The 23520-nt window shown below is 31.5% G+C and carries 20 protein-coding genes and 1 tRNA gene; 8 read left to right on the top strand and 13 right to left on the bottom strand.

What is annotated here, in order from left to right; translation table 11 throughout:
• Positions 1-21: 21 nt before the first annotated feature.
• The 3 genes from FHG05_RS18325 to FHG05_RS03315 all read right to left on the bottom strand — a co-directional run bounded on the left by FHG05_RS18325 (position 22) and on the right by FHG05_RS03315 (position 1902).
• Positions 22-108 (bottom strand) — tRNA-Ser (locus tag FHG05_RS18325).
• Positions 109-172: 64 nt separating this feature from the next.
• On the bottom strand, positions 173-313 hold the full coding sequence (locus FHG05_RS18320; protein WP_157504161.1) for a hypothetical protein: 141 nt from the start codon (positions 311-313) through the stop codon (positions 173-175).
• Positions 314-1176: 863 nt separating this feature from the next.
• Positions 1177-1902, bottom strand: a complete 726-nt coding sequence (locus FHG05_RS03315; RefSeq protein WP_140996594.1) for a hypothetical protein — start codon at positions 1900-1902, stop codon at positions 1177-1179.
• A 308-nt stretch (positions 1903-2210) separates the two neighbouring features.
• Between FHG05_RS03315 and FHG05_RS18315 the strand changes: the two genes are divergently transcribed.
• Positions 2211-2375, top strand: coding sequence for a hypothetical protein (locus tag FHG05_RS18315; protein ID WP_181369136.1), 165 nt, complete (start codon positions 2211-2213; stop codon positions 2373-2375).
• Positions 2376-2440: 65 nt separating this feature from the next.
• Here FHG05_RS18315 and FHG05_RS03310 read toward each other — a convergent pair whose 3' ends face one another.
• Positions 2441-3487 (bottom strand): hypothetical protein, encoded by a 1047-nt coding sequence (locus FHG05_RS03310; RefSeq protein ID WP_140996593.1) that lies wholly within the window; start codon positions 3485-3487, stop codon positions 2441-2443.
• A gap of 166 nt (positions 3488-3653) precedes the next feature.
• Complete coding sequence (locus tag FHG05_RS03305) at positions 3654-4226, bottom strand: hypothetical protein (protein ID WP_140996592.1); 573 nt, start codon at positions 4224-4226, stop codon at positions 3654-3656.
• A 430-nt stretch (positions 4227-4656) separates the two neighbouring features.
• On the opposite strand from FHG05_RS03305, the gene FHG05_RS03300 reads away from it, so the two are divergent.
• Together FHG05_RS03300 and FHG05_RS03295 are read left to right on the top strand one after the other, a co-directional pair.
• A complete protein-coding gene (locus FHG05_RS03300) occupies positions 4657-8400 on the top strand; it encodes a PAS domain S-box protein (RefSeq protein ID WP_140996591.1) in 3744 nt (1247 codons plus the stop codon).
• A gap of 115 nt (positions 8401-8515) precedes the next feature.
• Complete coding sequence (locus tag FHG05_RS03295) at positions 8516-10393, top strand: peptidase U32 family protein (RefSeq protein ID WP_140996590.1); 1878 nt, start codon at positions 8516-8518, stop codon at positions 10391-10393.
• 92 nt (positions 10394-10485) lie between these two features.
• On the opposite strand, the gene FHG05_RS03290 is transcribed toward FHG05_RS03295, so the two are convergent.
• From FHG05_RS03290 to FHG05_RS03275, 4 genes are all read right to left on the bottom strand, one after another.
• Entirely contained in the window at positions 10486-11478 is a 993-nt protein-coding gene (locus FHG05_RS03290; protein WP_140996589.1) for a glycosyltransferase family protein, read from the bottom strand.
• Positions 11479-11715: 237 nt separating this feature from the next.
• Positions 11716-12012, bottom strand: a complete 297-nt coding sequence (locus FHG05_RS03285; RefSeq protein WP_140996588.1) for a phage repressor protein — start codon at positions 12010-12012, stop codon at positions 11716-11718.
• Positions 12013-12151: 139 nt separating this feature from the next.
• Positions 12152-13603 (bottom strand): hypothetical protein, encoded by a 1452-nt coding sequence (locus FHG05_RS03280; protein ID WP_140996587.1) that lies wholly within the window; start codon positions 13601-13603, stop codon positions 12152-12154.
• Positions 13604-13687: 84 nt separating this feature from the next.
• The gene (locus FHG05_RS03275) at positions 13688-15349 is read right to left on the bottom strand and encodes a DUF4403 family protein (protein WP_140996586.1); all 1662 of its coding nucleotides are present in this window, start codon (positions 15347-15349) and stop codon (positions 13688-13690) included.
• Between the two features lie 221 nt (positions 15350-15570).
• Here FHG05_RS03275 and FHG05_RS03270 point away from each other — a divergent pair, with 221 nt between their 5' ends.
• The 3 genes from FHG05_RS03270 (at position 15571) to FHG05_RS03260 (ending at position 18333) form a co-directional block, all read left to right on the top strand.
• The gene (locus FHG05_RS03270; protein ID WP_140996585.1) at positions 15571-16200 is read left to right on the top strand and encodes a response regulator; all 630 of its coding nucleotides are present in this window, start codon (positions 15571-15573) and stop codon (positions 16198-16200) included.
• Between the two features lie 4 nt (positions 16201-16204).
• Positions 16205-16945, top strand: coding sequence for a hypothetical protein (locus tag FHG05_RS03265; protein WP_140996584.1), 741 nt, complete (start codon positions 16205-16207; stop codon positions 16943-16945).
• A 590-nt stretch (positions 16946-17535) separates the two neighbouring features.
• Positions 17536-18333 (top strand): sensor histidine kinase, encoded by a 798-nt coding sequence (locus tag FHG05_RS03260; protein ID WP_140996583.1) that lies wholly within the window; start codon positions 17536-17538, stop codon positions 18331-18333.
• A 13-nt stretch (positions 18334-18346) separates the two neighbouring features.
• Here FHG05_RS03260 and FHG05_RS03255 read toward each other — a convergent pair whose 3' ends face one another.
• From FHG05_RS03255 to FHG05_RS03240, 4 genes are read right to left on the bottom strand one after another with little or no spacing between them, the layout of a single operon-like run.
• A complete protein-coding gene (locus FHG05_RS03255) occupies positions 18347-19150 on the bottom strand; it encodes a TatD family hydrolase (protein WP_140996582.1) in 804 nt (267 codons plus the stop codon).
• Positions 19151-19159: 9 nt separating this feature from the next.
• Positions 19160-19639, bottom strand: coding sequence for a hypothetical protein (locus FHG05_RS03250; RefSeq protein ID WP_140996581.1), 480 nt, complete (start codon positions 19637-19639; stop codon positions 19160-19162).
• A gap of 57 nt (positions 19640-19696) precedes the next feature.
• Entirely contained in the window at positions 19697-20629 is a 933-nt protein-coding gene (locus FHG05_RS03245) for an SMI1/KNR4 family protein (RefSeq protein WP_140996580.1), read from the bottom strand.
• Between the two features lie 55 nt (positions 20630-20684).
• Positions 20685-21368 (bottom strand): uracil-DNA glycosylase family protein, encoded by a 684-nt coding sequence (locus tag FHG05_RS03240; protein ID WP_140996579.1) that lies wholly within the window; start codon positions 21366-21368, stop codon positions 20685-20687.
• Positions 21369-21752: 384 nt separating this feature from the next.
• Between FHG05_RS03240 and FHG05_RS03235 the strand changes: the two genes are divergently transcribed.
• Positions 21753-22364 carry an HD domain-containing protein gene (locus FHG05_RS03235; protein ID WP_140996578.1) on the top strand — a complete coding sequence of 204 codons (612 nt, stop codon included), beginning with the start codon at positions 21753-21755 and terminating at the stop codon, positions 22362-22364.
• Positions 22365-22488: 124 nt separating this feature from the next.
• Positions 22489-23514 carry a helix-turn-helix transcriptional regulator gene (locus tag FHG05_RS03230; protein WP_140996577.1) on the top strand — a complete coding sequence of 342 codons (1026 nt, stop codon included), beginning with the start codon at positions 22489-22491 and terminating at the stop codon, positions 23512-23514.
• The last annotated feature ends 6 nt before the right edge of the window (positions 23515-23520 follow it).

Genomic DNA, 23520 nt, shown 5'->3' with positions numbered 1-23520 from the left:
GCTGATGTGTATTAGTTGTTGCGGAGAGCAAGGGAATCGAACCCTCATTACCTTGTGAGTAAACCGATTAGCAGTCGGGTGTAACAAACCAATATTTACCTACTCTCCTTTGTTTTGAGCATAAAAAAAGCACCTTAAAAAGGTGCTTTGTATATAAAGTAAGAATAACTTCTTAGGGTTTATAGGGATGCACCTGCATACTCGTTGTAGCTCCAAAGTCGAAACTTGATGTACTTACAGCAAAAACTACTCGTACGATTGATGATATACTCATTGTTACTGTTCTATTATAGTTTAAATTAGCTACTCTCATGTTTTTATTTTTTATTCCTGAATACTAAAAGAGCCATTCCTTTTAGCGTATCGCTTGTATTAAAATTTCTGTTGCAAAGATAATGTCAAAAAAAACTATTTTCCAAGTATTTTTTAAATTTATTTTATTGATTTTCAATTAGTTATATTAAATACAAAGCATAAAATATCCTGTCCGTTTACTAACAGATTTCTTTAAAATAGTCAAATGACTGTCTCTCATTTGCTTAGCTTTCAAATTTTATTTTGTGTTATTTGTACTACGCATGCAACATTTTTTTTATTTTTTTGTTGTTTACCAATGTTTTTGTTTTGTATCCATGGTAAATAATTACATATTTTTTTCAATTGTATAACCTAACTCCTATTTCCTAATTCCTAATTTTTATTTAGCGAAACAAAAAAAGCGTCCTCTTTTGAAGGACGCTCGGTTATTTTGGTTGGTGTTACTGTAAATTCTTAACCCTTATAAAACACGACAAACGGCCTAGCTCCTTTAGTAGAAAATGCTCCTACTAAAAGGGTGATACTATCTTTTGATAGCATTGCTATAGGTTGTCTTTTTGTGTTCATTATGAAGCAAATATAGAGCTTTTTTTAAAATATGCTCGTTTTTTATTTTAAAAATTCTTCAAAATGATTCACGCAATAGTCTCACCCTGTAAGGGTCTCATTCGCTTTTTCCAAGTTACTTATGGGATGCTTATACTTCGACAGGCTCAGTACTGGCTTTATGACAAGTTTAAGGAAAATGGTTGGTGGTTGTTTGTTTATGGTTAAACTTTAATCATTTACCTCAATACTGTCACCCTGTAAGGGTCTTATTCTATAATTAAGATACTGAAACAAGTTCAGCAGGACAAGTTACTCCACAGCAAGCACTACCACCATTTTACTAGCGTCCTCTTCTAAAGGAATAAAAATGTCTTTTGTATGCTCAAAAAAAGCTATTTCTACCAACGTAAAACGTATGCCACTACCCGCTTTGGGTTGGTCTGGTAAGGAAACCGTTACGGTTTCTGGCAGGGTCGCTTTTTGAAAATGGGTAATCGAACTACTGTATAACCAACTTTCATTAGTTATAAAATTAAAAAAAAGAAAATGGGTTGTTATACCTATACTATTGGCTTGTGCTGGAAAAGTCAAAGCTGTGGTTGTAAAACGCAGACTTGTATTGTTTAGAGTTACTGGTTCTAAACCCAACGGGTTCATGGGATTAAAAGGATAATATTGCAAAGCTGTTTTGGCTAAAGGGTTTTGTAGCGCTTGTGCCAATTGGCGTTTTCCTTTCTCAGACGTGGTATCGAAAAGAAGTAAACTTCGCATCTTTTTAGTAAAAGCGTTCACCACCGCTAAATTGTTGCTTTTAGGTAAAATCTCTTTTAAAGCCATTCGAATGGCTTTGCATTGCGAAGATAATTTTCCAAACTCATGGGCGTTTTGCCTGCATTTTTCATATTTTTTATTGTGGTATAAGTCGGTACTACTAAACCCACTGATACTTCTAATAATCATTTGTCCGTTTAATTCATAAATTACATAATTCCCTATTCTTCTAGAGAAAGTGCCTTCTACTTCTATTTTTGCCATGGTGCTGTTTGTTTGTATGGTTGCGCTTTTGTTCGGGTTTTGTTCGGGCTTTGTTCGGTGTTGTGGTACCCTTTTTGCAAGTAAACTAAACTAAAAAGGGTTACTAACTGGATACCTTTCGAAAAAAACAAGAATCAAAACAAAAAAGAAGCCATAAAAACTGTGCCGTTTTTAAAAAAATAAAGCTTTTAAACTCTTTTTATAAAATAGTACATTTTTTCTGTAAGGTTCGTTAAACTATTGAAATTCTATGTTTTACACAATTTATTTTTTTACTTTTAGAAATATAACATTCAAATATATTTCATATGATTCAGAAAATTTTAAAATTAGACGGAGTAACTTCATTAGGTAAAAAACAATTGCAAACCATTCAAGGCGGAAGAATGAAATGTAAAGATCAATATGGAAATTGCATCAAATTTGGGTCCATGTGCGCAGAACTAGAATGTGCCTATTTCCCAATTGATTAAATAACAAGTAAAAAAAGGTCGTCTTATGACGACCTTTCCCATTTAAAAAACTAAACTTAAGAACGTTAATTGATTCCGATATAGGGATTCAAAGTATAGGTCATACTGAAATTCCCTAAATTTTTAAAATAGTTGTTGACTAATTTGGCTGGATTAGTAGCTAATTCACCTGCTCCAGGAGCATCGTCTTTATCATCCCAATTCCAAGGTGTATTCGCATTTCCTGAACCTTGAGTAGAAGGAAATGATTTGGCATTGTTTAAAAAGGCCGTATTAAAACGTCTTTCCCAAAAACCATTGGTCTCAAAAATGTTAACCAACTTGTATTTTACATCGCGGTCGTCATTGTTAGAAGGTGCTTCAGCAGTGGTTAAACTAGGGTAATATTTAATACCATCTCCAATAATTTTATACGCTGGCCAAGCTTTTAAACCATGTCCTTTCGATTCTTGAGCCGTAACAGGATGCAATTGATTGTTATAATTTTCATAGGAAACACTACCATCAATACTTTCTTGATTGGCTTGCAACGGACTTCCAGTTGGGATAAAAGAATAAAAATCGGAATGTGCTACGGTTACCATACCTTGAAATTCACCGTAACCATTATTTGCAGTAGATTTTTTAATAATAGACAATTGTCCTTCCAAATCATTTTCATGATAATCAATCCCAAAAAAGCAAATATTGGTCCAGTCTCTTGGATGGAAAAAAGCGTATATAATAAAGAAATGGGTGTTGGTTTCTACCACAGAATAATAACAATGCGCAGTGGGTTGGTATCCTCTATTGGGTTCAATATTGTTCCAGTTATTAGAAGAATTCCAATCGTTATCAAAATCAATTTTGGTAATATAATCCCCTCTTCCATTCATAGAACCACAACCTGCGTTATCTACATCTTGATGATGTACTGGTGCCCAACGTAACACTAAATTGTCATAAAATGCAGCCGACTCTCGAGCTGTTTCAATTGCGGTTTCTTTTTTTTGAACTGCTTGTACTTCTTCATCTATTTCAGATGTACTACAACTTGTGATGGTTACTAAACCTAAAACGGTGCATAAAACCATTTGCAAACCTTTGATAATAAAGGAACTGTTTTTTTTCATGTCTTTCATTTGTTTGTTATTCACAAAGAAAACAAAGCCAGATTACCTCATTATTTCGAACGCATAAAGGAAACGTTATGCTTTAGATATAGATGTTAACAAAAAATAAAGAGCCTCTTTCCATATCAAGAAAAGAGGCTCAAATAAAAGCATAACAAATTAAGACTTACAATGTCACTGTTCCGTTGAAAGTACCTTCATTACAGCTATCTAGATTAAGAACAGTATGCAATTGATGTCCGGGTTGCAAAGAAAGACTTCCTTGGTGCAACGCAATTACATAACCATTCCTAGCTACTGAAACAATGGTGTTTGCCGTGCAATGCGGGTTTCTAGTAAAGTGATAATTATAATCGTTAGGGTTATTCGTGCGAATAATAATTTCAATGGTCTCTCTGGTATTGGTAAAATACGTCAAACGTTCCAAACCATTTCCTAGATTTTCCAATGAAGCATCTACAATAATCCAATCAAAACTATCGTATCTACCATTTTGGTTGCGTATGCTTCCTAAAGCATAAACCACTTCCTCACAATGGTGCTTTTTGGGTTTGTGCGCTTTCGGTTTTTTGTGTGGTTTAGGAGTATAAACAGGTCTGGGTTCTTCTTTTACAATAATCACTTTGGGAGTGGGTAAATTAATACTTATGTCTACACTACCTCCTATTCTAACTTGTGCTTGAGCATAACTAAAAAAACTTACTGCTATAAGGACAACTATGGGTTTTAAATTTTTCATATTGTTTTATTTGTTTTGTAATTTAGGTTAACCAAAGTTTGTGCCAATATTTAAAGCAACGAGGCAATTACTTGTAAACAATTAGAAGTCAAAAGTTTAAGAAGTATTCTTATTTTTGTATTTACTATAATAGATGTAATTAAAGTAATTTCCTACAATCTTTTACAATAAAAAATTGGATACACTCAAAATTTTAGGCCTTTAATTTGAATCACTACAAACAAAAATGGTATTATTTTTGCACTATAAAAAATACTAATTCTTTATTATTAGTATAGGTATTTAGAATTGTTATTAATTTTATGATATAAAACTGAGTAAGAATACAAAAAATTAGTAATTTTAAAAGATTATCTTTAATAATAAAATTTATTATTATGTTATAAATTTGTCGTTTACTTGAGTACCAGATAGAAATATTAAAAATTGCATGAAAGACATTGAAAGAGCCTATGAAGCGCTACTTAAGAAAACGAAGGCCCATGAGGTAGAAATTGAAAGCCTACGCGAGCGGCTTGCGCATTATGATTCTATTGAAAAAGGAGAAGATACTTATAAAAATCTTTATCATGCACTATTAGATAACAATGATAGCATTGTTATTCTAATGGATGAAAATTTAAATACCTTATATCGCAGTAAATCTACGGCTTTAATTACGGGTTGGGTCGATGAAGCACATAAAGAAACACCGCTCTTATTTTACATACATCCTGATTATGTGAGTTATGTACATGAAATGATCCAACAAGCATTAGATCAACCTAGAACACCTTTAAGTATTACGCTACAAGTAAAACATGAAAACGGGAATTACATTTGGTTGGAAGGAGTTATTAACAATCGAATGGATGATCTTAATATTAGAGGTATTATCGTAATTTTAAGAGACATTACCGAACGAAAAAAAATATTCGAACTCATTACAGACGAAAAAGAAAAGTTCGATAAAATAGCAGCCACTTCTCCAGGATTGATTTATTCTATGAGGCAAAACAAAGATGGCTCACTTACCTTTCCTTATGCCAGTGAAGCTGTTGGAGAAATTTATGGTTTTACACACGAAGAAATTAAAGATGCGCCCCATAAGATATTTGAATTAATTCATCCCGAAGACATACAGTTTGTAATTGATAGTGTAACGAATACAAAAACCAATCTAGTTCCTCTTCATTGTACTTATCGCTATTACCATCCTAAAAAAGGATTGGTTTGGCATGAAGTCAATTCGTTACCGGTTGTAGAAGCGGAAGGAACCGTTATTTGTCATGGAATTGCGACCGATATCACTGAAGGAATTTCTAGCAAACAAAAAATTGTTAAAGCCAATCGCTTGTACCAATTTATCAGTCAAATGAACCAAATGATTGTACGCTCGACTGATGAAGATACTATTTTTAAAGAAGCGTGCTCTATTGCGGTGAACGTAGGAAAATTTAAAATGGTATGGATTGGTGTTAAAGAAGAAATTTCAGATAAAGTTGTTCCCAGAGTCATTGCAGGAGAAGATAACGGTTATGTGGAAATGATTCAAAGTACGCTATTAGATAATCAAGAAACTATTATTTCTTCTCGCTGTGAAGCTATTAAAAAAGATCCCTATATCGTAATTAATGATATTTCTCAAGATCATTTAATGACTTGGAAAGAAGAAGCTTTAAAAAGAGGTTACCAATCGTTAATGATTCTTCCTATTCGAAAATTTGAAGAAACGGTAGGCATTTTTTGTTTCTATGCAAGCGAAAAGCACTTTTTTGATGCAGAAGAAATCGCTTTAGTAGTAGAAGCAACGCTAGATGTTTCTTTTGCTTTAGAAGTATTCGAAAACGAAAAAATAAGAAAGAGAGCCCTACAAGAAATGACCGAAAGTGAGAATCGATATCATATTCTTACAGAAATTTCTCCCGTAGGTATTTTTAGAACAGATGCAGCTGGTTATACCACCTATGTAAATCCTAGATGGTCAGAAATAACTGGTTTGCCCTATGAGAAAGCATTGGGTAATGGCTGGTTAGAAGCGGTTCATGAAGAAGATCGTCTCTCTTTACAGAAAGGATGGGAAAGCGCAACAGAACATCAAGATTTATCTTTATCAGAATACCGTTTTATTAAGCCAGATGGTTCTATTGTTTGGGTAATGGGACAAGCCATGCCTGAGAGAAATGCAGAAGGCGAAGTGGTCGGTTACGTGGGTACTACCACTAATATTACCGAACGGAAGAAAGTAGAAGAAGAATTCAAAAAATCGTATGAAAAATTAGAAGCAATCATCGATGCTATTCCCGATTTATTAATTGAAATTGATTTAGAAGGAAGAATTTACAATTATCATTCGCACAAAGAAGATTTATTATCACACTCCACTACAGCTATTATAGGGAAATCTTTTTCAGAAGTATTACCCAAAGCCGCAGCAGCTTGCTTCTCTTTAGCCTTAAAAGAAGTGGCTACCAAAGGATTTTCAACAGGAAAGCAATATGATTTAGAATTAGCCAACGGAACCCATTGGTTTGAATTATCGATTGCCCCAATGGAAGACACCAAAACAAATGAACCTCATTTTATTTGCCTTTCAAGAGATATTACCATTGCGAAACAATCTGAAATTGAATTGCAAAAAAGTAGGGAACGCTATCGCGACATCTTAAATAATTTAGATGCTGGAATTGTGGTTCAAGCTCCTGATGGCACCATTCTTTTAAACAACGTTAAAGCAGCTGAATTATTGGATATTAAAATCAATGCCACCGAAATACCCAATTGGATTTTTCTTCATGAAAATGGTATGATGATGGCAAAAGATCACTATCCAATTCAGCAAATCCTTAACGGCGGTATGCCTATTCAAAATTTAATCTTAGGGGTAGCTAAATCTGCGTCAGAAAAAACCACTTGGTTATTATTCAATGCATTTGCAGTAACCAATTCCCAAGGAGATATAGTAGAAATTGTTTCTAGTTTTATTGATATTACTGAAAGGAAATTAATGGAAATGGAAATTCTTAAAGGGAAAGAACAAGCAGAAGCAGCCAATAAAGCTAAAACGGATTTCTTGGCCAATATGAGTCATGAGATTAGAACTCCTTTGAATGGAATTATTGGTTTTAGTCATTTGTTAATGGAATCCAATTTAGAGAAGACGCATTATCAATACATGACTACGATTAATGAATCGGCTTCTTCCCTATTAAAAATTGTGAATGATATTCTTGATTTTTCTAAAATTGAGTCGGGTAAATTTGAATTGAATATTGAAGAAGTAGATTTGTATGAATTAACCCAACAAGTGGTTGATTTATTTCAGTATCAAGCCAATCAAAAGAAATTGAATTTGGTACTCCTTAAAGGGAAAAATGTACCACAATATATTTTAGCCGATGTAGTTCGATTGAAGCAAATCTTGATGAATTTACTCAGTAATGCCATAAAATTCACAGAGTTTGGAGAAATACAATTGAATATTTCTGCTATAAAACACACCACTGAAGAAGCGGAGCTTCAATTTTCAGTAAATGATACAGGAATTGGAATTCGTATTGATAACAATGAAAAGATTTTTGATTCTTTTGTTCAAGAAGACACTTCTACGAGTAGAAAATTTGGCGGTACAGGTTTAGGATTAGCTATTTCCAACCAATTGCTTGCGCTTATGGGTAGCAAATTGGAATTAGAAAGTAAATATGGAGAAGGCAGTAAATTTTTCTTTACCATCACCTTTAAGAAAGTAATCCCTAGAAAAGAAGAACACTATACAACTAAAAAATATGTTCGTGACATTCCTACTTTTGAAAAAGAAAACATAAAAGTTTACCGTATACTAATAGTTGAAGACAACAAGATTAACATGTTGTTAACCAAAACCTTAATTCAAAAGACAAATCCTAATACTACGCTTTTTGAAGCCAAAGATGGTTTAGAAGCTGTAGCCCTTTTTGAGAAAGAAGCGATTGATTTGGTTTTAATGGATGTACAAATGCCCAATATGAATGGTTATGAAGCAACCAAAGCAATAAGAGCCATTGGCAAAGGAAAAGACATCCCTATTATTGCTATTACTGCAGGTATTTTAGCCCATGAAAGAGAACGCTGTTTTGAAGCTGGCATGGACGATTATCTTTCTAAACCCATCATTAAAGATGATTTAGAGAAGATACTCCATAAATGGTTGGTTTAAATTGATTGTACCTTGAACTATTACCAATGAAATTTAAATATTCTTCCCAATATTTCTGAACTATTTTATAATTTTGCAGTTTCCAATACTTTTTGGAAAGTAAGTAGTTAAAAATATGAGACAGAAGGTTGAGATTTTGGCACCAGCCAAAAATTTAGTGCAAGGAATTGCTGCAATTAATGCAGGTGCAGATGCAGTGTATATGGGAGCTCCTTTGTATGGAGCGCGAACCAATGCAACCAATTCGGTTGAAGATATTGCAGAAATGGTGGCGTATGCGCATTTATTTAAAGCACAAGTTTTTGTGGTTTTAAATACGATTTTATATGAAAAAGAATTAGAACCTTGTGAAAAATTAATTCACGAATTATATGCTATAGGCGTTGATGCTCTTATCATTCAAGATATGGCCATTTTAGAAATGAACTTGCCTCCTATTGTGCTTCATGCCAGTACACAAGCGAATAATAGAGATCCTAAACACGTTAAGTTTCTAAAAGATGCTGGCATACAACGTGTGGTTTTAGCCAGAGAATTGAACTTAGACCAAATTAGAGAGATTCATGAAGCTAGCGATGTAGAGCTAGAATTTTTTGTTTCTGGAGCCTTATGTGTATCCTTTAGTGGGAATTGCTATATGAGTATTGCTGGTGGCGAAAGAAGCGCTAATAGAGGTTCGTGTGCACAAAATTGCCGTTTGCCTTATAACTTAACCGATGGAACTGGAAAGACTTTAATTGCGAATAGTCATTTATTATCAATAAAAGACTTGGATTTAAGTGATCAGTTGCCTAATTTAATTGAAGCGGGTATTACCTCTTTCAAAATTGAAGGTCGTTTGAAAGATGTGGTGTATGTGAAGAATAATACTTCCTTTTTACGTAAAAAATTAGATGCCTTTTTAGAAAATAATGACCAATTCCAAAAAGCTTCCTCTGGAAAAACATTTTATAATTTCGAACCAGAAATGGACCGTAGCTTCAATAGAGGGTACACCGATTATTTTGTAAACCAAAGAAAAGCAAAAATTGGAAGTTGGGAAAGTCCAAAATCTCAAGGACAATACATTGGTAAACTAATTGAAACCAAAGCCAATGGTTATGTGATTGAAAACTCAGAGAAACTAAACAATGGTGATGGTTTATATTTTATTAATGAAGCGGGTGAAGCGGATGGCGCGCAAATTAACATTATCATCAACAATATTGTTGTTCCCAATACTTTTAAAGCCATTCCTATTGGTACAGAAATCTATAGAAATTCGGATGCTGAATTTAATAGAATTGTAGAAAAAGAAAACAGTGCGGTTCGAAAAATAAGTGTTGATTTAGTCTTTACAGAAACACAAGACGGCTTTATGTTAGTAGCCACAGACGAAGACGGTCATACGAGTATTGCGACTTTAGAAATAGAAAAAGAAGCGGCTAAAAATGGGAATGATACCCTTCCCAATATTAAAGCAAATCTTGTAAAAACAGGAAATACCCCATTTATGGTAGAAAATGTTGCTATTGAGTTTTCCAACAACTGGTTTTTACCCATTTCAAAAGTTAATGAAATTAGAAGAACCGTCTTAGAACAATTAATTGACATTCGTATTAACGAATACCATAGAGAAGAGTTCCAAATTAAACCAACAGAACATCCTTATCCTGTACAAGAATTAGATTTTACCTATAATGTTTCCAATAGTTTGGCGAGACAGTTTTATAAGCGTCATGGTGTTACAGAAATAGAAAAAGCCTTTGAATTACAATGGGATCCAGGTAAATCTAGAGTAATGGTAACCAAATATTGCGTCAAATATGAATTGGGTAAATGTGCTCGTTTTCAACGCGATACCATGGGAGAAAAAGTGGTAGAACCCTTAACCTTAACCCACGGTGAAAATGCTTATAAATTGAAATTCAATTGCAAGCCTTGTGAAATGGAAATTTGGGAAAAAGATGCCGAATTAGAGTTTATCGATGAAGATGAACAATTTTTATTATAGTTGGATTGTTGGATTATTGGATTGTTGGAAATAGAAAATCACTAATTCCTAATTCCAATTTCCTAATTCCAAATTCCTAATTTATAATTTTCCTAATTCCTCTTATACGTATCAAACAGATATGCTAAGGTTTCGGGAATATTATTCGCTTTCATTTTGGGATACACCCTTTTACTATTCAACCAATTTTCAATCACTTGGTTAAAATCATCTTGTACCTCATATTCCACAGGAACGCCCATTGCTTTTAATGCCGCTGCATTGCATTCTTGTTCGTAATGCGACTTAATAGGTATAGAAAGTAATTTCTTTTCTAAAAATAAAGCTTCAGAAGGCGTTTCAAAACCACCACCCGTAATAATTCCTTCACAATGAATTAAACTTTGATTGAAGTCTTTTTGGTTTACCGGAAAATAGGTAATATTCTGAACCGTATGTTTTTCCTTAACCGTGTCTAAAAACCAATGAAAATGAACCTGAGGCAATGATTGAAAAGCTCTTTCTAAACAATCTTTGTCAAATGAAGGCAAATAGATGGTAATATGCCCTAAATTTGTAGGAGTAGCCTGTACAATTCCATCTTTAATAATAGGAGGATGAATGAATGTGTCATAGGGTTGAAAATGCAAGCCTAAATTTTGAGGTGCTGGAGCATAATTTTTAAAGATAAATTCCCCTACTGTACTCCTGCTTTCAGGTCTTGGCGTATATTCGGATAAAAAACTGGCTTGATGTCCAAACTGTACGGAATGGACTTTTTGTAATTTACACGCTAAAGCAGTTACGGAATCAAAGTCATTGATAACGACATCATATTCCTTTAAAGGCAAGTCATTCGCATCTTTATACATTTGATACGGCTTGAATTTTTTAACGATGTTCCAATAGTCCAATCCACCACATTTACTATAAAACAAGCTACAACCTTTACTTCTATACTTTACTGGAATAGTTGCTTGAAGTGTGGCATTGCTACCACTTAAGAAAAAATCTACTTCACCGTATTTTTGGAGATAAGGAAACAATTGTGTTGCCCGACTAATATGTCCGTTTCCTGTTGCTTGAACCGCATAAAATATTTTCATAAACCAAAGTTACACAGCAGAAAAAAGTAAACCAACTACTTTTAGGCTACTGTATTTCAAACAAATGTAGGAATTCAAAGCATTGAAAATCAGCAATAACCAAAGCTTAATTATTTTTTAAAAGTCAGGTAGATTATTTTTATGAATCTTTAAATTATAGTTAGGAAAAGATGTCTTTTATTTTTTAAAACTGCTTTTTGAGCAGAAAATTTACATTTAAAAACAAAAAAAGCACGGTTAGTCTTTGAGAATTTCAATGACCTTTCCGTACACTTGTTTGGTCCATCCATTAATGTGACCGTGATTGTTACCAATGAGCAAACCTCGTTTGTCGTTTTTGCCTTTGACTAAATGGGTGAAGACATTTCCTCTTACTTTGCAATACACAATGTCTCCTACTTCGCAAGCTTCCCAAGTAGTGGGAGCCAATCGAACGGCTTGTCTGGATTTTAAAATAGGCAACATACTGTTACCTGCTTCTCGAGAAACAATTGTTTCTCCTGCTAATAGCTTTTGAATTTTAATTGCATTCATTTTTTACGTATTTATTGTTTTGATAATTAATACTAATTGATTATCAAAGCATAAAAACGTTCTATTAGGAGCCACAAAATAAAAACACTCCTACGTAATTATTTTACGTAGGAGTGTTTTTATTTATATAATTACAATATTAAAAATTATATTGAATCCCTAAATACCAGCCCTTAGGTTCCATATCAAACTTATATTGGATATCATTTTCCAGTTCTGTAGTTGATGAAATAGCTTGTCCAACTGATAGTTTATCTAAAGTAGGACTCCATGTCCAAATAGGCCCTCCTGTAAAGGCAATACTTGCGCTTGGAATAGAGAAACCTCCACCTAACAATAAAAATGGTCGCTTCTTTGTTGGATCAATGCCTATTTGTGCTAACGGAGCTAAGTATCTTGAACCAACACCAAAATTAAAATTTAGAAAAACAGCAGTAACTGCACTATTTTTTGTAATATCTTCTTCTGTCACAGCAAATTGTCCATCAGTGCCGTTTGCTACTCCATATCCCTTTAAAGTAGTATTGGAATAAAATAAACCTGTACTAACAGAAATAGCAAAGAAATCGTACTTCTGAAAAACTAATGATTTGTTAAGAATATCACTTTTCTTAGAAAATTCTTTCGTTTTATTATTATATTCAAATTCTGTTATTCTTATCTCTGCTTTAATTTTCTTACCATCTTCAAAGCCTAAACTTCTTGATTTATAAAAACCTTTTGTAGTAGCATTGGCTGATTCTTCCTTAATAGAGTTTTTAAGTATTTCTAAAATAGGTTTTAATTTCGCTGTTAGTTGCTTGTTAGAATTAGTTGTATTAACGGTTTGATCTATAAATTTTGAAATTATAGTTTTTGAGTAACTATTTAATAATTTATCAGTTAATTCCAATGCAGTAAGTGATTTAATGATGCTTTTCTGGAGTTCGTCTATTTGTGCATATAATTTTTCCTGCTCTTCTATTTCAGTTTCATTTTCCGCAACTTTATTGGCTACATTAGTTGGTTCGTTTAGTGATACTAATTCCGTGAAAATAGCATCCACTTTTTTAAAAATATCAGTTGCTATTATAGCATCTAAGTCTATTATCGATTTTGTGATAACATTTAATTCTTTTCTTTCAGTATCTGAAAGCTGAGATTGATTTGATCGAAGCTGAATATAAAGTAATGTTAGATCTGTGTTATTGAATCCTTTTTCTGGTATTAGTAATTCCGTTGCACCAGCTCGTAAAAATCCTTTTCTCGAATTCTCAGTAAGAGCAGCATTTTCACTCTTATTTAATGAGGTTACTGTTGAGCCAAATTGAGAAGTTAAGAGATCTACAAAATCATCGATTGCTTTATCTCGTTCATCAACATAGGTGGTGTCTTTCCATGTTAATTTATATTTTAAAGGATTAATCCACTTTAAATAGATATTACAAGAGTTATCATCCTTTAATGAAAAAGTAGTTGTCTCTTGAATTGTTTTTTTACTATCCGCAGTGTTATCTGTAGTAAAATATTCTAACTCCTTACCATTAAAAGTCAAGTAGATTACTCCATCTTTTACTTTTTTACCTTGAATTGATATTGCTTTCTGTGCCATAATATGTGCTGATGTAAGAAAACATATAGCAATTATTAAAAATTTTGTTTTCATGATTTTATGTTTTTAAATTAATTTCTGCCATTACCAAATATTTTTAACCTTAATTTCAACACCAGTAGCCAATCGTATGGGAATAACAAAATCATGTTCTTGGATAGCTATATATGGAATATCAAAAATGATTTTTTCTGTTTTGATATCCATATTGTTTACTTTTTGTACTTGTTCTTTAAGTTTATTTTCTACAATATTTTCGGCTTTTGTAAAATCATCTTTAAGATCTCTTTTGGTTTTGGAATAGATAAAGTTGTTCAGTTTGTTTTTAAATATTGTTCCCAAAATTGGATATAATTCATTATCTAATTGGGTACTAAATGAGATGTTTTCTAATTCAAATTGTTTGTTATTTATGACAGGTTTTGCCGTTAAGAATACTTTCCCTTTAGTTGATAAAAAATTGCCTTTAATTTTTGCAGTAAGTTTAACACCTATTGTAATATTTTCTCCACTAGGATATAGTTCAAATTCTTCCACTTCTATTTTTGCTTTATCGTTAGAAAAGTTTAAACCTTCGCTTTGAAGTTGGGCATTTAAAGTGTTTTGAAGTGATTCATACTGAATAGAAACAGGAACTGTTAGTGCTATTAAGTTTTTTTCAAAAGCATATTTTTCTAAATTAGGAAGCTCATAAGGTTCATCATTGTATAGTTTTTTTGTACTTATTCCAGTTAGCAATTTTGTTGCAAATTTTATATTTATGTTGGATTCATCAATCATTAAATCAGAGAGATAAAATTTTTGAGGATTCACATTTAAGTATAATTGTTCTGAAAGATGGTTTAGTTGTAAGGAAGATGGCTTAATCCATTTTTTAATTTCAGTAATTAATTTTTCGCATTCAATTTTAGTTGCAATTTCTTTTTCAATTTCTTTTTCTTTATTTTCTAAAGCACTATTTGCTGGTACTTTTAAATTCAACCATACGCCTCCAACAATTTCAATTTTAGGGTCGGATATCCATCTATGACTTATTTTTGATTCTACTACTGGACACCAATTTGTATTGAAAGATATCTTCGTGTCAACATAAAAATCAATTTTTGCTTTAACATTCTTTTTATCTAGATCGAATAATTTTGCTCCATCACCTGTAAATCCTACAGAGCCTGTAATGTCTAATGGAATTATAATACGAAGGATATTATTTCCTATATTTTCAAATCTAATATTCTCTCTTTTTTCAATGGAATATTCATATTTATATCCCACTGTAATATCCACTATATCAGCATAAATCCATTCGTTCGGATCATATAATGGATTTTTGGTTTTAATCCATTCATTTGGATGATATAAGGGGTCTTTGGTTTTAATCGTTTTTCCTAAAATTCTAATTTTAATCCATTTATTAGGATGATATAAAGGATCTTTTGTTTTCAACCATTCTGTTGGATTATATAGTGGATTTTTTGTTTTTCCTCTATATTCTTTTTTAAATTCTCCCGTTTCACTATCGGTTATAGGTTGTGATAATTGTTCATTTATTTTAGCTTCAAATGATTTATAATCTACTTTTAAATCAAATGAAAACAAACTTGTGTCTTGAGCTATTATTTTATTTGAAAAGTGCATTTCTGGTTTAGTTGTAATCGTTTCATACTTTCTAAATATCCCACAACTTACTACTAAAAAGGAGCTGACTAAAAGAAGTACTATCTTATTTCTAAAGGTTGTTTTTTTCATGATTTTATTGTATTAGTTATTGGTTCAAAGGTATTTAGAGCGAACTATATCAAACCATTACCCTTTTGGGTGATATTCATTGCCTTATTTTAAAATCATTTTTGTAAGTTTTTTTCTAGATAAGATTTGTATCTTTAGTGAGGTATTAGAGAAATATCACCCAAAAGGGTAATTGCATAAAAAATGGATTTTTTCCAATTTTGCTATGAAAATAATATCCTATGAAAGTTAATGTTGCCATAGTTGAAGACGATAAAAATTACAATCAAGCTTTAAAGAAAATTATTGATTTTCAAGAAGACATGATTTGTGTGGCACAATTCTTTAATGGTACTTCTGCATTAAAAGAATTAGAAAGTCTGGATCCTGATGTTGTGCTCATGGACATACAGCTTCAAGATGCTTCTGGAATTGATTTGGTTTTTAAATTAACAGAAACCATGTCTCAAACCAATTTTATTATGTGCACCAGTTTTGAAGACGATGATAAAATTTTTACTGCTTTACGGGCAGGTGCTAGCGGTTATTTAGTTAAGGGAGAGCCTATGGAAAAAATCATTCAGTCCATACAAGAAGCCTATAAAGGTGGAGCACCTATGAGTTTTGCAATTGCTAAAAGAGTTCTGCATCATTTTCATGAATCGAAAGTACAAGTACAAGACTTGGCTGCGTTAACACCTACTGAAAAAGAGGTATTGGAATTATTATCTGAGGGATTACTTTATAAAGAAATAGCAGATAAAAAATGTGTTACTATAGATACTATAAAAAAGCATATTGGTAACATATACAGGAAATTACAAGTAAATAACAAAATTGAAGCAATTAATAAATTAAACCAAAATAAATAGCAAAATGGAACATAACCAATATTTAAATGAAATACTATATTTAATAGAAAAAGCCTATAGTTCTAAAAATATAGATAAAAATCATCTCGATTATATTCATCTTTTTGTGAATGATTTAGAAAGCAATAATAAAAGTTTGCATGCTGTTTATAAAAAAATGGATGATATCGTTTCTAATAAATTAGCCAATGATTATATAACATTATTTACAACTCACTTTTCATTACATCCAGCAGTAACGGAAAGTTTTAAAATTAAATCTACTTTATTTAGAGACTCAATTAGTAATCAAAAAGATACAATTTTACAATTGGTTGAAGATGAGGGTATTTTACAATTAGTTTATCTGTCAAATGACAATCGCTATTTGATTGACTGTGAAAATCAAAAATTAATTCTAATTAATGAAGACAAATGGAATCGAGTAACAAATAGTTTTAACCAAAACTTAGGTAAAGCCTTAGATGATAATTTATATAAACTCTCAAACACTACACTAAAAGATAATACTCGAAAAATAACCATTCCCTACACTAACAATTTTAATGATCTTAAATTGGATGAGAATGAATACATTCACTTCTATTCTGCAATAGTGAATAATCCTTACGATAAAAATCATCATAGATTTACTTTTGTTATGGGATTTGGTAAAAAAGAAGAACATTATAACTTGAGATCTCCATTAAATAATACTAATAGAAACTACTTTGATACCTTCCAACTTTGTCCTCCTGGTTGTTAAATCATGCTAACAAAAATTTACTTTTTTATAATTCTGTTTTGCCTTGGTGCTTCTTTTATAAGAAAAGTTTCAAGGCAAAACTTGTTCTATATTTATTTTCTATTGGTTGTTATTATTGAAATTGGCGCTTTTTTTAGAATAATACCTAGAGATATCTATAATAGTTCTCCCTTATACTACATTCCTTTTTTTACTTTTTATTTTGCTAATCAAAAAAAAACGAATCAAAAAAACATTTATTTAATTGGTTCCATAGCATTCATTAGTTGCATTTTTTTTTATGCATTTGAAGGTCTTGAAGAATATTCCATATATGCGGGAACTTTAATGAGCATTGTTTATATCGTATATTCTCTTCTGTGGTTATTATCGCAAATTTTAAATACTGATGAGAATCCTCTTTTAAAAAAACAAGCCTTTTGGATAAGTACTTCCTTACTCATTTGGGCAGTTTTTTTTATTTTTAGATCCATTCCTATGTATTCGTTAAACAATAATGATCTTGAATTTCTAATTCAAATTAATTTTGGATTTCAAATAATCACTATTTTTTCCTATCTTTTATTTTTAAGAGGCCTTTTTTGTAAAATATGAATGAATTAGATCCGTCCATTAAAAGTTTGTTTATTATTGCTATTGTAATACTGCTTGTATTTGTAGGTTTTATTATTATGGTTGTTCTTGTGTATAACAAAAGACAATTAATTCAACACCAAGAAAACCAAATTAAGGAAGCCGAATTTCAAAACCAACTGTTGCAAAAGGAATTAGAACGTCAAAAAGCAATTCAATTAGAAAGAGAAAGAATTTCACAAGATATGCATGATGATTTAGGTGCTGGAATATCCGCCATTAAGCTTCAAGCCGAATTTCTTACGTATAAAATTTCTAATGAAGCCTATAAAGAAGATATTGAAGCCATCATCGCTACTTCAGAAGACATGAATTTAGCCATGAGAGAAATTCTATGGAGTTTGAATTCGAAAAACGATACAATTGGTAATTTTATTGATTATACTTCGACTTATGTAGAACGTTTTTTAGATAAAACTCCCATTCAAACCTTATTACTATCTGAAATTATAGAAGAACATACCAACTTAGCTGTAACGGCTCGAAGAAATCTTTTTTTAGTAGTAAAAGAGGCCGTTCATAATGTATATAAACATAGTCAAGCCAAAACCATTCAAGTACATTTTAAACAAGTAGGTACTGAATTTACTATTCAAATTATCGACGATGGAATTGGTATTACCAAAGCAAATAAAACTGGAAATGGTTTAACCAATATGGCTTTACGCATGGAAAATATTAAAGGGAAGTTTGAAATAGTTCCAAGCGTTAAAGGTACTTACATCGAAATTAAGTATCGATTGACAACTACATAAGGTTTAGGTATTATTATTTTGGAAGCTTAAAAAAAGCTTGTGTTGTAGTAGTAGTTTCTAAAGCTACTCTTTCTACACTTATGTTTTTAATTAAGGCTATGTATTGAGCTACATAAGGTAAATAAGTAGGTTCATTCCTACGTTGATGTTTCGGATTAAGATTTGCTTTCAAAATATTTTTTGGCAACATAAAAGGCGCATCGGTTTCGATCATAATTCGATCTAAAGGTACATATTGAATGACTTTTTCTAAATGAGAAAAACGCTTTTGATCCGTAATTGCTCCTGTAAATCCTAAATAAAATCCCTGATTTAAATAGTGCTTTGCTTCATCTAGAGTACCTGTAAAACAATGCACGACAGCTTTAGACAGTTGCGGTAAAAACTGTTGTGTAATAGGTAAAAATCGATTGAATGCTGCTCTTTCGTGAAGAAAAAGTGGTTTTTGAATGCTACAAGCTAAATCCAATTGAGCTTCATAACAACTTTCTTGTTGGTTTCTAGGTGAAAAATCCCGATCAAAATCGAGGCCGCACTCTCCTACCGCAACAACTTCATCCTGTATCAATATTTTTTTTAAATTGGCTATGCTTTCAGCATTCATACTTTTGGCATCATGCGGATGAATACCAGCAGTACTAAACAAAACATTGGGGTATTTTTTTGCTATGAGTAGCGCTTGCTCACTCTTGGTTACACTTGTTCCTGTGAGTAACATTTGAAAAACACCTGCTTGTAAGGCATTTTCTATAACTTCTTGTTGGTCATTTTGGAATTGTTTGTTTGTTATGTTAATTCCAATGTCTATGTATTTCATTATAATTATTTATGTTAGTCTTTTCATCAAACGGGATGCTTGTTCCCTGATTTTTTGTTCAATATTATCTAAAGAAACGTTTTGATAATAACCTGTACTTCCTATTTCAAAAAGTTCATTCCAGGCATAATGAAGTAAATATAAATCGTCACAAAATTCGTAGTCATTAAATGCAACAATTTTTGATAGGTTATATTTTACATCTATACCTTTATTAATTAAATTGAGATGATATATATTAAAACTGTTTCTGGCCAATTTTTCTTCATATTCAACTAAACGTAAATCTCTAAATACTTTATTTAAATAAGGCAAAATATCGTAGTAATCAATGGGTTGACAAAATGATGCCAACATATAAATACTTTCCTCTTTATAATCTTGATGTAGTAATTCAAAAGACCACTTTTCAATTAAATAATTGTCAAATATTTCAAGATTTTTAAAAGAAAGTATATAATCTGTTAGTATTTTCAAGTCATTATTCATTATTCATTATTCATTATTCATTATCTATTTTAATAGAATTGTATTTGATTTTAAAAATTATGAAGGGTCAGCAACAACAATTGGATTGGGTTTATTGTAATTTTCATATGGGAATCTCAATCCAATTGAACTCCAGCCTGAGCTATAATATAAAATAACTTCTTCCCAATAAGGAATCGTATGATAGGCATTTCTGCGTTCAAGTAAACTATTCTCGTATAATTTTTCCTTAGCAATAGAATCTTCTTCTTCTTCTTCAGAAATATCACCCTTAATATATTGTATCGCATTAGAAATAGCTAAGGGTGGTGGTTTACCTGTATCATCAGCATATTCTCTTTCATCTAGACCTAAATCCCATCTTAATTCATTAATGATGTGTTCTCTTAGGTTCAAACTATATAAAATAGTATCAAAACCATAACAAGAAATGATGTGATTTGCAGTTGAATTTGGATTAGAAACCATGAATCGGTGTGAATTAATTGGAATTAAAATTCTAGCTTTTTCAATCCAATTTTCAACAATTGCTAGACATTCTGATTCAGATGAAGGCCTATTTCCCCAAGACTTTAACCATCCAGGTTGTGAGGATTCAAATACCTTCCATTTAATAAATTTAAAAGGATATTCCAATCTGTCTTGAATTAATGCATCATTTCTCCAATCGTGAAATAAAGGAAAATAACTAAGTGTCATTTCACCTGTTTCCTCATTCTCTTCTTCAAAAGCATCGTCTTTATCAACTTTGTGAAGAATTCGTAGAAAACTTCTGTAATCAGATGGAAACTTTATGTTCCATTTTATTTCTAAAGCGTCTATTTCATCGTCACTCAACGGATCTATCCATTTAGCTCCTTCCAAAACTTGATGTTTATGATTCCACCAGTTACCATCTTTTTTACTTTCACTAAAATTTGACCATCTGCTCTCTGTAGTTTCTTTTACCCAATATAAAAATGCTTCAAAATCATTTGGTATTGCTTTCATACTATTAAATTTGAAGCAAAGGTGAAATTAAAATACGCAATTATTTTACGTACTACTATTTAAAATATTCAGCATATTGTAAAAGTCTGAAATCAAAGGTGTTAAAAGTAGGATATTTGCTTTTGAAATATTGATAAGTAGGATTTTTACTTATAGATATATTTGCAGCACCTGAAACAGAAGTTAAGGAAACGGTTTGTATTTTTCTTTTGCTACTTTTTTTAGAACCTTTTAAAGAAGGAAGAACAAACTCATGAATTCTTGGAATTTCTTCTGAAATAGTTTCTAAGGATACTCCATATTCTTTCAGTTGTTTTCTGAAGAAATATTCCGGACCATTTTTACTATTTCCTCCTGTAAAAAGAAGGGTTTTTATATTGGGATATTCGTTCAAATATTCAATCAAATTACGCAATACAACATTTTGCATTCCTAAATCAGAAGCATCAATTTTGGTACGTTCACAACTTTCCACAATGTCACAAACTCCTATTTTTCGCTCTATTAAAAATGATTTGCGTTGGGCCACCGCTTCGTCTGAATTATCATAACGTAATTTCAAATTATGTATCTTATCGATATATAACCAAAGGGAATTATAATAACTTCCATAACAAAAATCAACATCCTTTTCCAATAGTTGTCCAGTTGAAAATCGCGGTGGTGGTAAAGTACCTACAATTAATTTTTCAGTATCCGTTTGAATAAAGGGCGCGTAAGGATGTTTGTGTAAAAACATTTTTATATAGTTCTTTTTTTTTAATAACCGATTTATGTACAAAAATACTATTTTTATAAATCAAGAAGCTATGCTTAATTAATTTGTGTTACTAATACTTTAAACTATTTGTAATCTTGGTGAGATTCGAACTCACATTCCCTCACGGGCATTACGGCTGTAAATACGCTTCCCTACTTTCCCAAAAATTTCGGTGCTTCTGTAAACTCTACCCATTAGTCCGCGCAGGTCTAACAGGGATATCCGTAAAAACTATGGTAAGCAAATTTTTCCACAGGCTTTTCCTTTTAAGCTACAAGATCATTCTTTAACAAACAAATTTTTGCTCATTGCTGCGCAATAATTTTACGTAGTCTTAAAAAAATTGTATTTTTACTAAAAAACATGTCATTACAAAGCCAATATGATGAATTATTATTACGTATAGGATTTGAAAAGTTCGCTATTGATAAGCATTGGATTCTTTTAGAAAAAGCCTATTCTGCTAAAAGCAGGAAATATCATAATTTGACTCATTTGGAGAACATGATGAGGCTTTACAAACTATACCAAGAAGAAATAAATCATTCCAATGAAATAGAATATGCAATTTTCTATCACGATATCATTTATAAAGTGACCAGAAAAGACAATGAACTGGAAAGCGCTAAATTAGCGATAAAGTTGCTACCTGAATTTGCTAAAATTGATACAAAATTGGTCTTTGAAATGATTTGTGCCACTCAAATGCATGAATATCAAGGAGAAATGGACATCAATTGGTTATTAGATTTTGATTTACAAATATTAGCTGCACCATGGAAAGATTATGAAGTGTATTACAAACAAATTCGACAAGAATATAAAATATATCCTAATATGCTCTATAATCCAGGACGCAAAAAAGCATTACAACATTTTTTGGAAAGGGATTTTATTTTTCAAACGGATGTATTTCGAGCTGCATATGAAGCAAAAGCAAGAGAAAATATTAAAAAGGAAATTCTTTTATTATGATTACAGTTTTCGACACGAATTCAATTGCTTTTCATTTGATTTAGAATACCAAAAAGAAAAGTATTATAATTACACTAGATTTCAACTTTTTTAAATAAAATTAAACAAACAGAATACTTCTAATATGGCACAAAATAAAAACGCACTTATTCGGTACAAAACCATAGATAAATGTCTTCAAAACAAATACCGTCAATGGACTTTAGAAGATTTAATTGAAGCTTGTAGTCAGGCATTATATGAATATGAAGGAAAAGAAACTCCTGTAAGCAAACGTACCATTCAATTGGACTTACAGATGATGCGTAGCGAAAAGTTGGGTTACAACGCTCCTATTGAAGTGTATGATAAAAAATATTATCATTATGCGGAAGAAGATTTTTCAATAACTGATATTCCGTTAACAGAAACCGACATTAATGTGTTGACCGAAACCGTTTCGATGTTGAAACAATTCAAAGATTTTTCTTTGTTTCATGATGTATCCGACATTTTGCAACGATTAGAAGATAAAATTTACGCTGAAAAATCGCATACACAACCGGTGATTCATTTGGATAAAAATGAAAATTTAAAGGGTTTGCATTTTTTAGACGAAATTTATCAAGCTATCGTTAAAAAAGTTGTTTTAGTAATTTCCTATAAGTCTTTTAAATCTAAAGAAGCCCAAGAGCTTACATTTCATCCTTTTCTATTGAAAGAATTTAACAATCGATGGTTTTTAGTAGGCAGAACCAAAGCCAGCCAACCTATAACCAATTTAGCATTAGATCGCATTGAAAAGATTGATTATGATTTTAATTTGCCATTTTTAGAGGAAGAATTCAATGCGGAAAACTATTATAAGAATATTGTTGGTGTTACCGTTAATCAGGGTTTGTATCCAATGATAATTGAACTTTGGATTGATCAAATGAATGCTCCATATGTGATCACAAAACCGTTACATCAAAGCCAAAGAATTATTGAAACCTATGAAGATGGCAGTATTTTGGTACACTTATTTTTAATTCCAAATTATGAATTAGAACGATTATTACTGGGTTTTGGAAATGGTTTAGAAGTAATTAAACCCAAGAATTTAAGAAGACGAATGCTGCGTATTATTGAAAAAACGTATGAAAGATACCAACCTAAAGAAGAGGAATAAAAAAAA

Origin of the sequence: Flavobacterium profundi, from assembly GCF_006491645.1 — a bacterium.
In the GTDB taxonomy this organism is placed as follows: Bacteria; Bacteroidota; Bacteroidia; order Flavobacteriales; family Flavobacteriaceae; genus Flavobacterium; species Flavobacterium profundi.
Note: the sequence above shows the minus strand (reverse complement) of the source record. Positions and strands in the feature narration are given on the sequence as shown.

Coding starts and splice junctions, on each gene's coding strand:
- FHG05_RS18320 (WP_157504161.1), bottom strand. CDS start 313: ATGAGAGTAGCTAATTTAAACTATAATAGAACAGTAACAATGAGTATA.
- FHG05_RS03315 (WP_140996594.1), bottom strand. CDS start 1,902: ATGGCAAAAATAGAAGTAGAAGGCACTTTCTCTAGAAGAATAGGGAAT.
- FHG05_RS18315 (WP_181369136.1), top strand. CDS start 2,211: ATGATTCAGAAAATTTTAAAATTAGACGGAGTAACTTCATTAGGTAAA.
- FHG05_RS03310 (WP_140996593.1), bottom strand. CDS start 3,487: ATGAAAAAAAACAGTTCCTTTATTATCAAAGGTTTGCAAATGGTTTTA.
- FHG05_RS03305 (WP_140996592.1), bottom strand. CDS start 4,226: ATGAAAAATTTAAAACCCATAGTTGTCCTTATAGCAGTAAGTTTTTTT.
- FHG05_RS03300 (WP_140996591.1), top strand. CDS start 4,657: ATGAAAGACATTGAAAGAGCCTATGAAGCGCTACTTAAGAAAACGAAG.
- FHG05_RS03295 (WP_140996590.1), top strand. CDS start 8,516: ATGAGACAGAAGGTTGAGATTTTGGCACCAGCCAAAAATTTAGTGCAA.
- FHG05_RS03290 (WP_140996589.1), bottom strand. CDS start 11,478: ATGAAAATATTTTATGCGGTTCAAGCAACAGGAAACGGACATATTAGT.
- FHG05_RS03285 (WP_140996588.1), bottom strand. CDS start 12,012: ATGAATGCAATTAAAATTCAAAAGCTATTAGCAGGAGAAACAATTGTT.
- FHG05_RS03280 (WP_140996587.1), bottom strand. CDS start 13,603: ATGGCACAGAAAGCAATATCAATTCAAGGTAAAAAAGTAAAAGATGGA.
- FHG05_RS03275 (WP_140996586.1), bottom strand. CDS start 15,349: ATGAAAAAAACAACCTTTAGAAATAAGATAGTACTTCTTTTAGTCAGC.
- FHG05_RS03270 (WP_140996585.1), top strand. CDS start 15,571: ATGAAAGTTAATGTTGCCATAGTTGAAGACGATAAAAATTACAATCAA.
- FHG05_RS03265 (WP_140996584.1), top strand. CDS start 16,205: ATGGAACATAACCAATATTTAAATGAAATACTATATTTAATAGAAAAA.
- FHG05_RS03260 (WP_140996583.1), top strand. CDS start 17,536: ATGAATGAATTAGATCCGTCCATTAAAAGTTTGTTTATTATTGCTATT.
- FHG05_RS03255 (WP_140996582.1), bottom strand. CDS start 19,150: ATGAAATACATAGACATTGGAATTAACATAACAAACAAACAATTCCAA.
- FHG05_RS03250 (WP_140996581.1), bottom strand. CDS start 19,639: ATGAATAATGACTTGAAAATACTAACAGATTATATACTTTCTTTTAAA.
- FHG05_RS03245 (WP_140996580.1), bottom strand. CDS start 20,629: ATGAAAGCAATACCAAATGATTTTGAAGCATTTTTATATTGGGTAAAA.
- FHG05_RS03240 (WP_140996579.1), bottom strand. CDS start 21,368: ATGTTTTTACACAAACATCCTTACGCGCCCTTTATTCAAACGGATACT.
- FHG05_RS03235 (WP_140996578.1), top strand. CDS start 21,753: ATGTCATTACAAAGCCAATATGATGAATTATTATTACGTATAGGATTT.
- FHG05_RS03230 (WP_140996577.1), top strand. CDS start 22,489: ATGGCACAAAATAAAAACGCACTTATTCGGTACAAAACCATAGATAAA.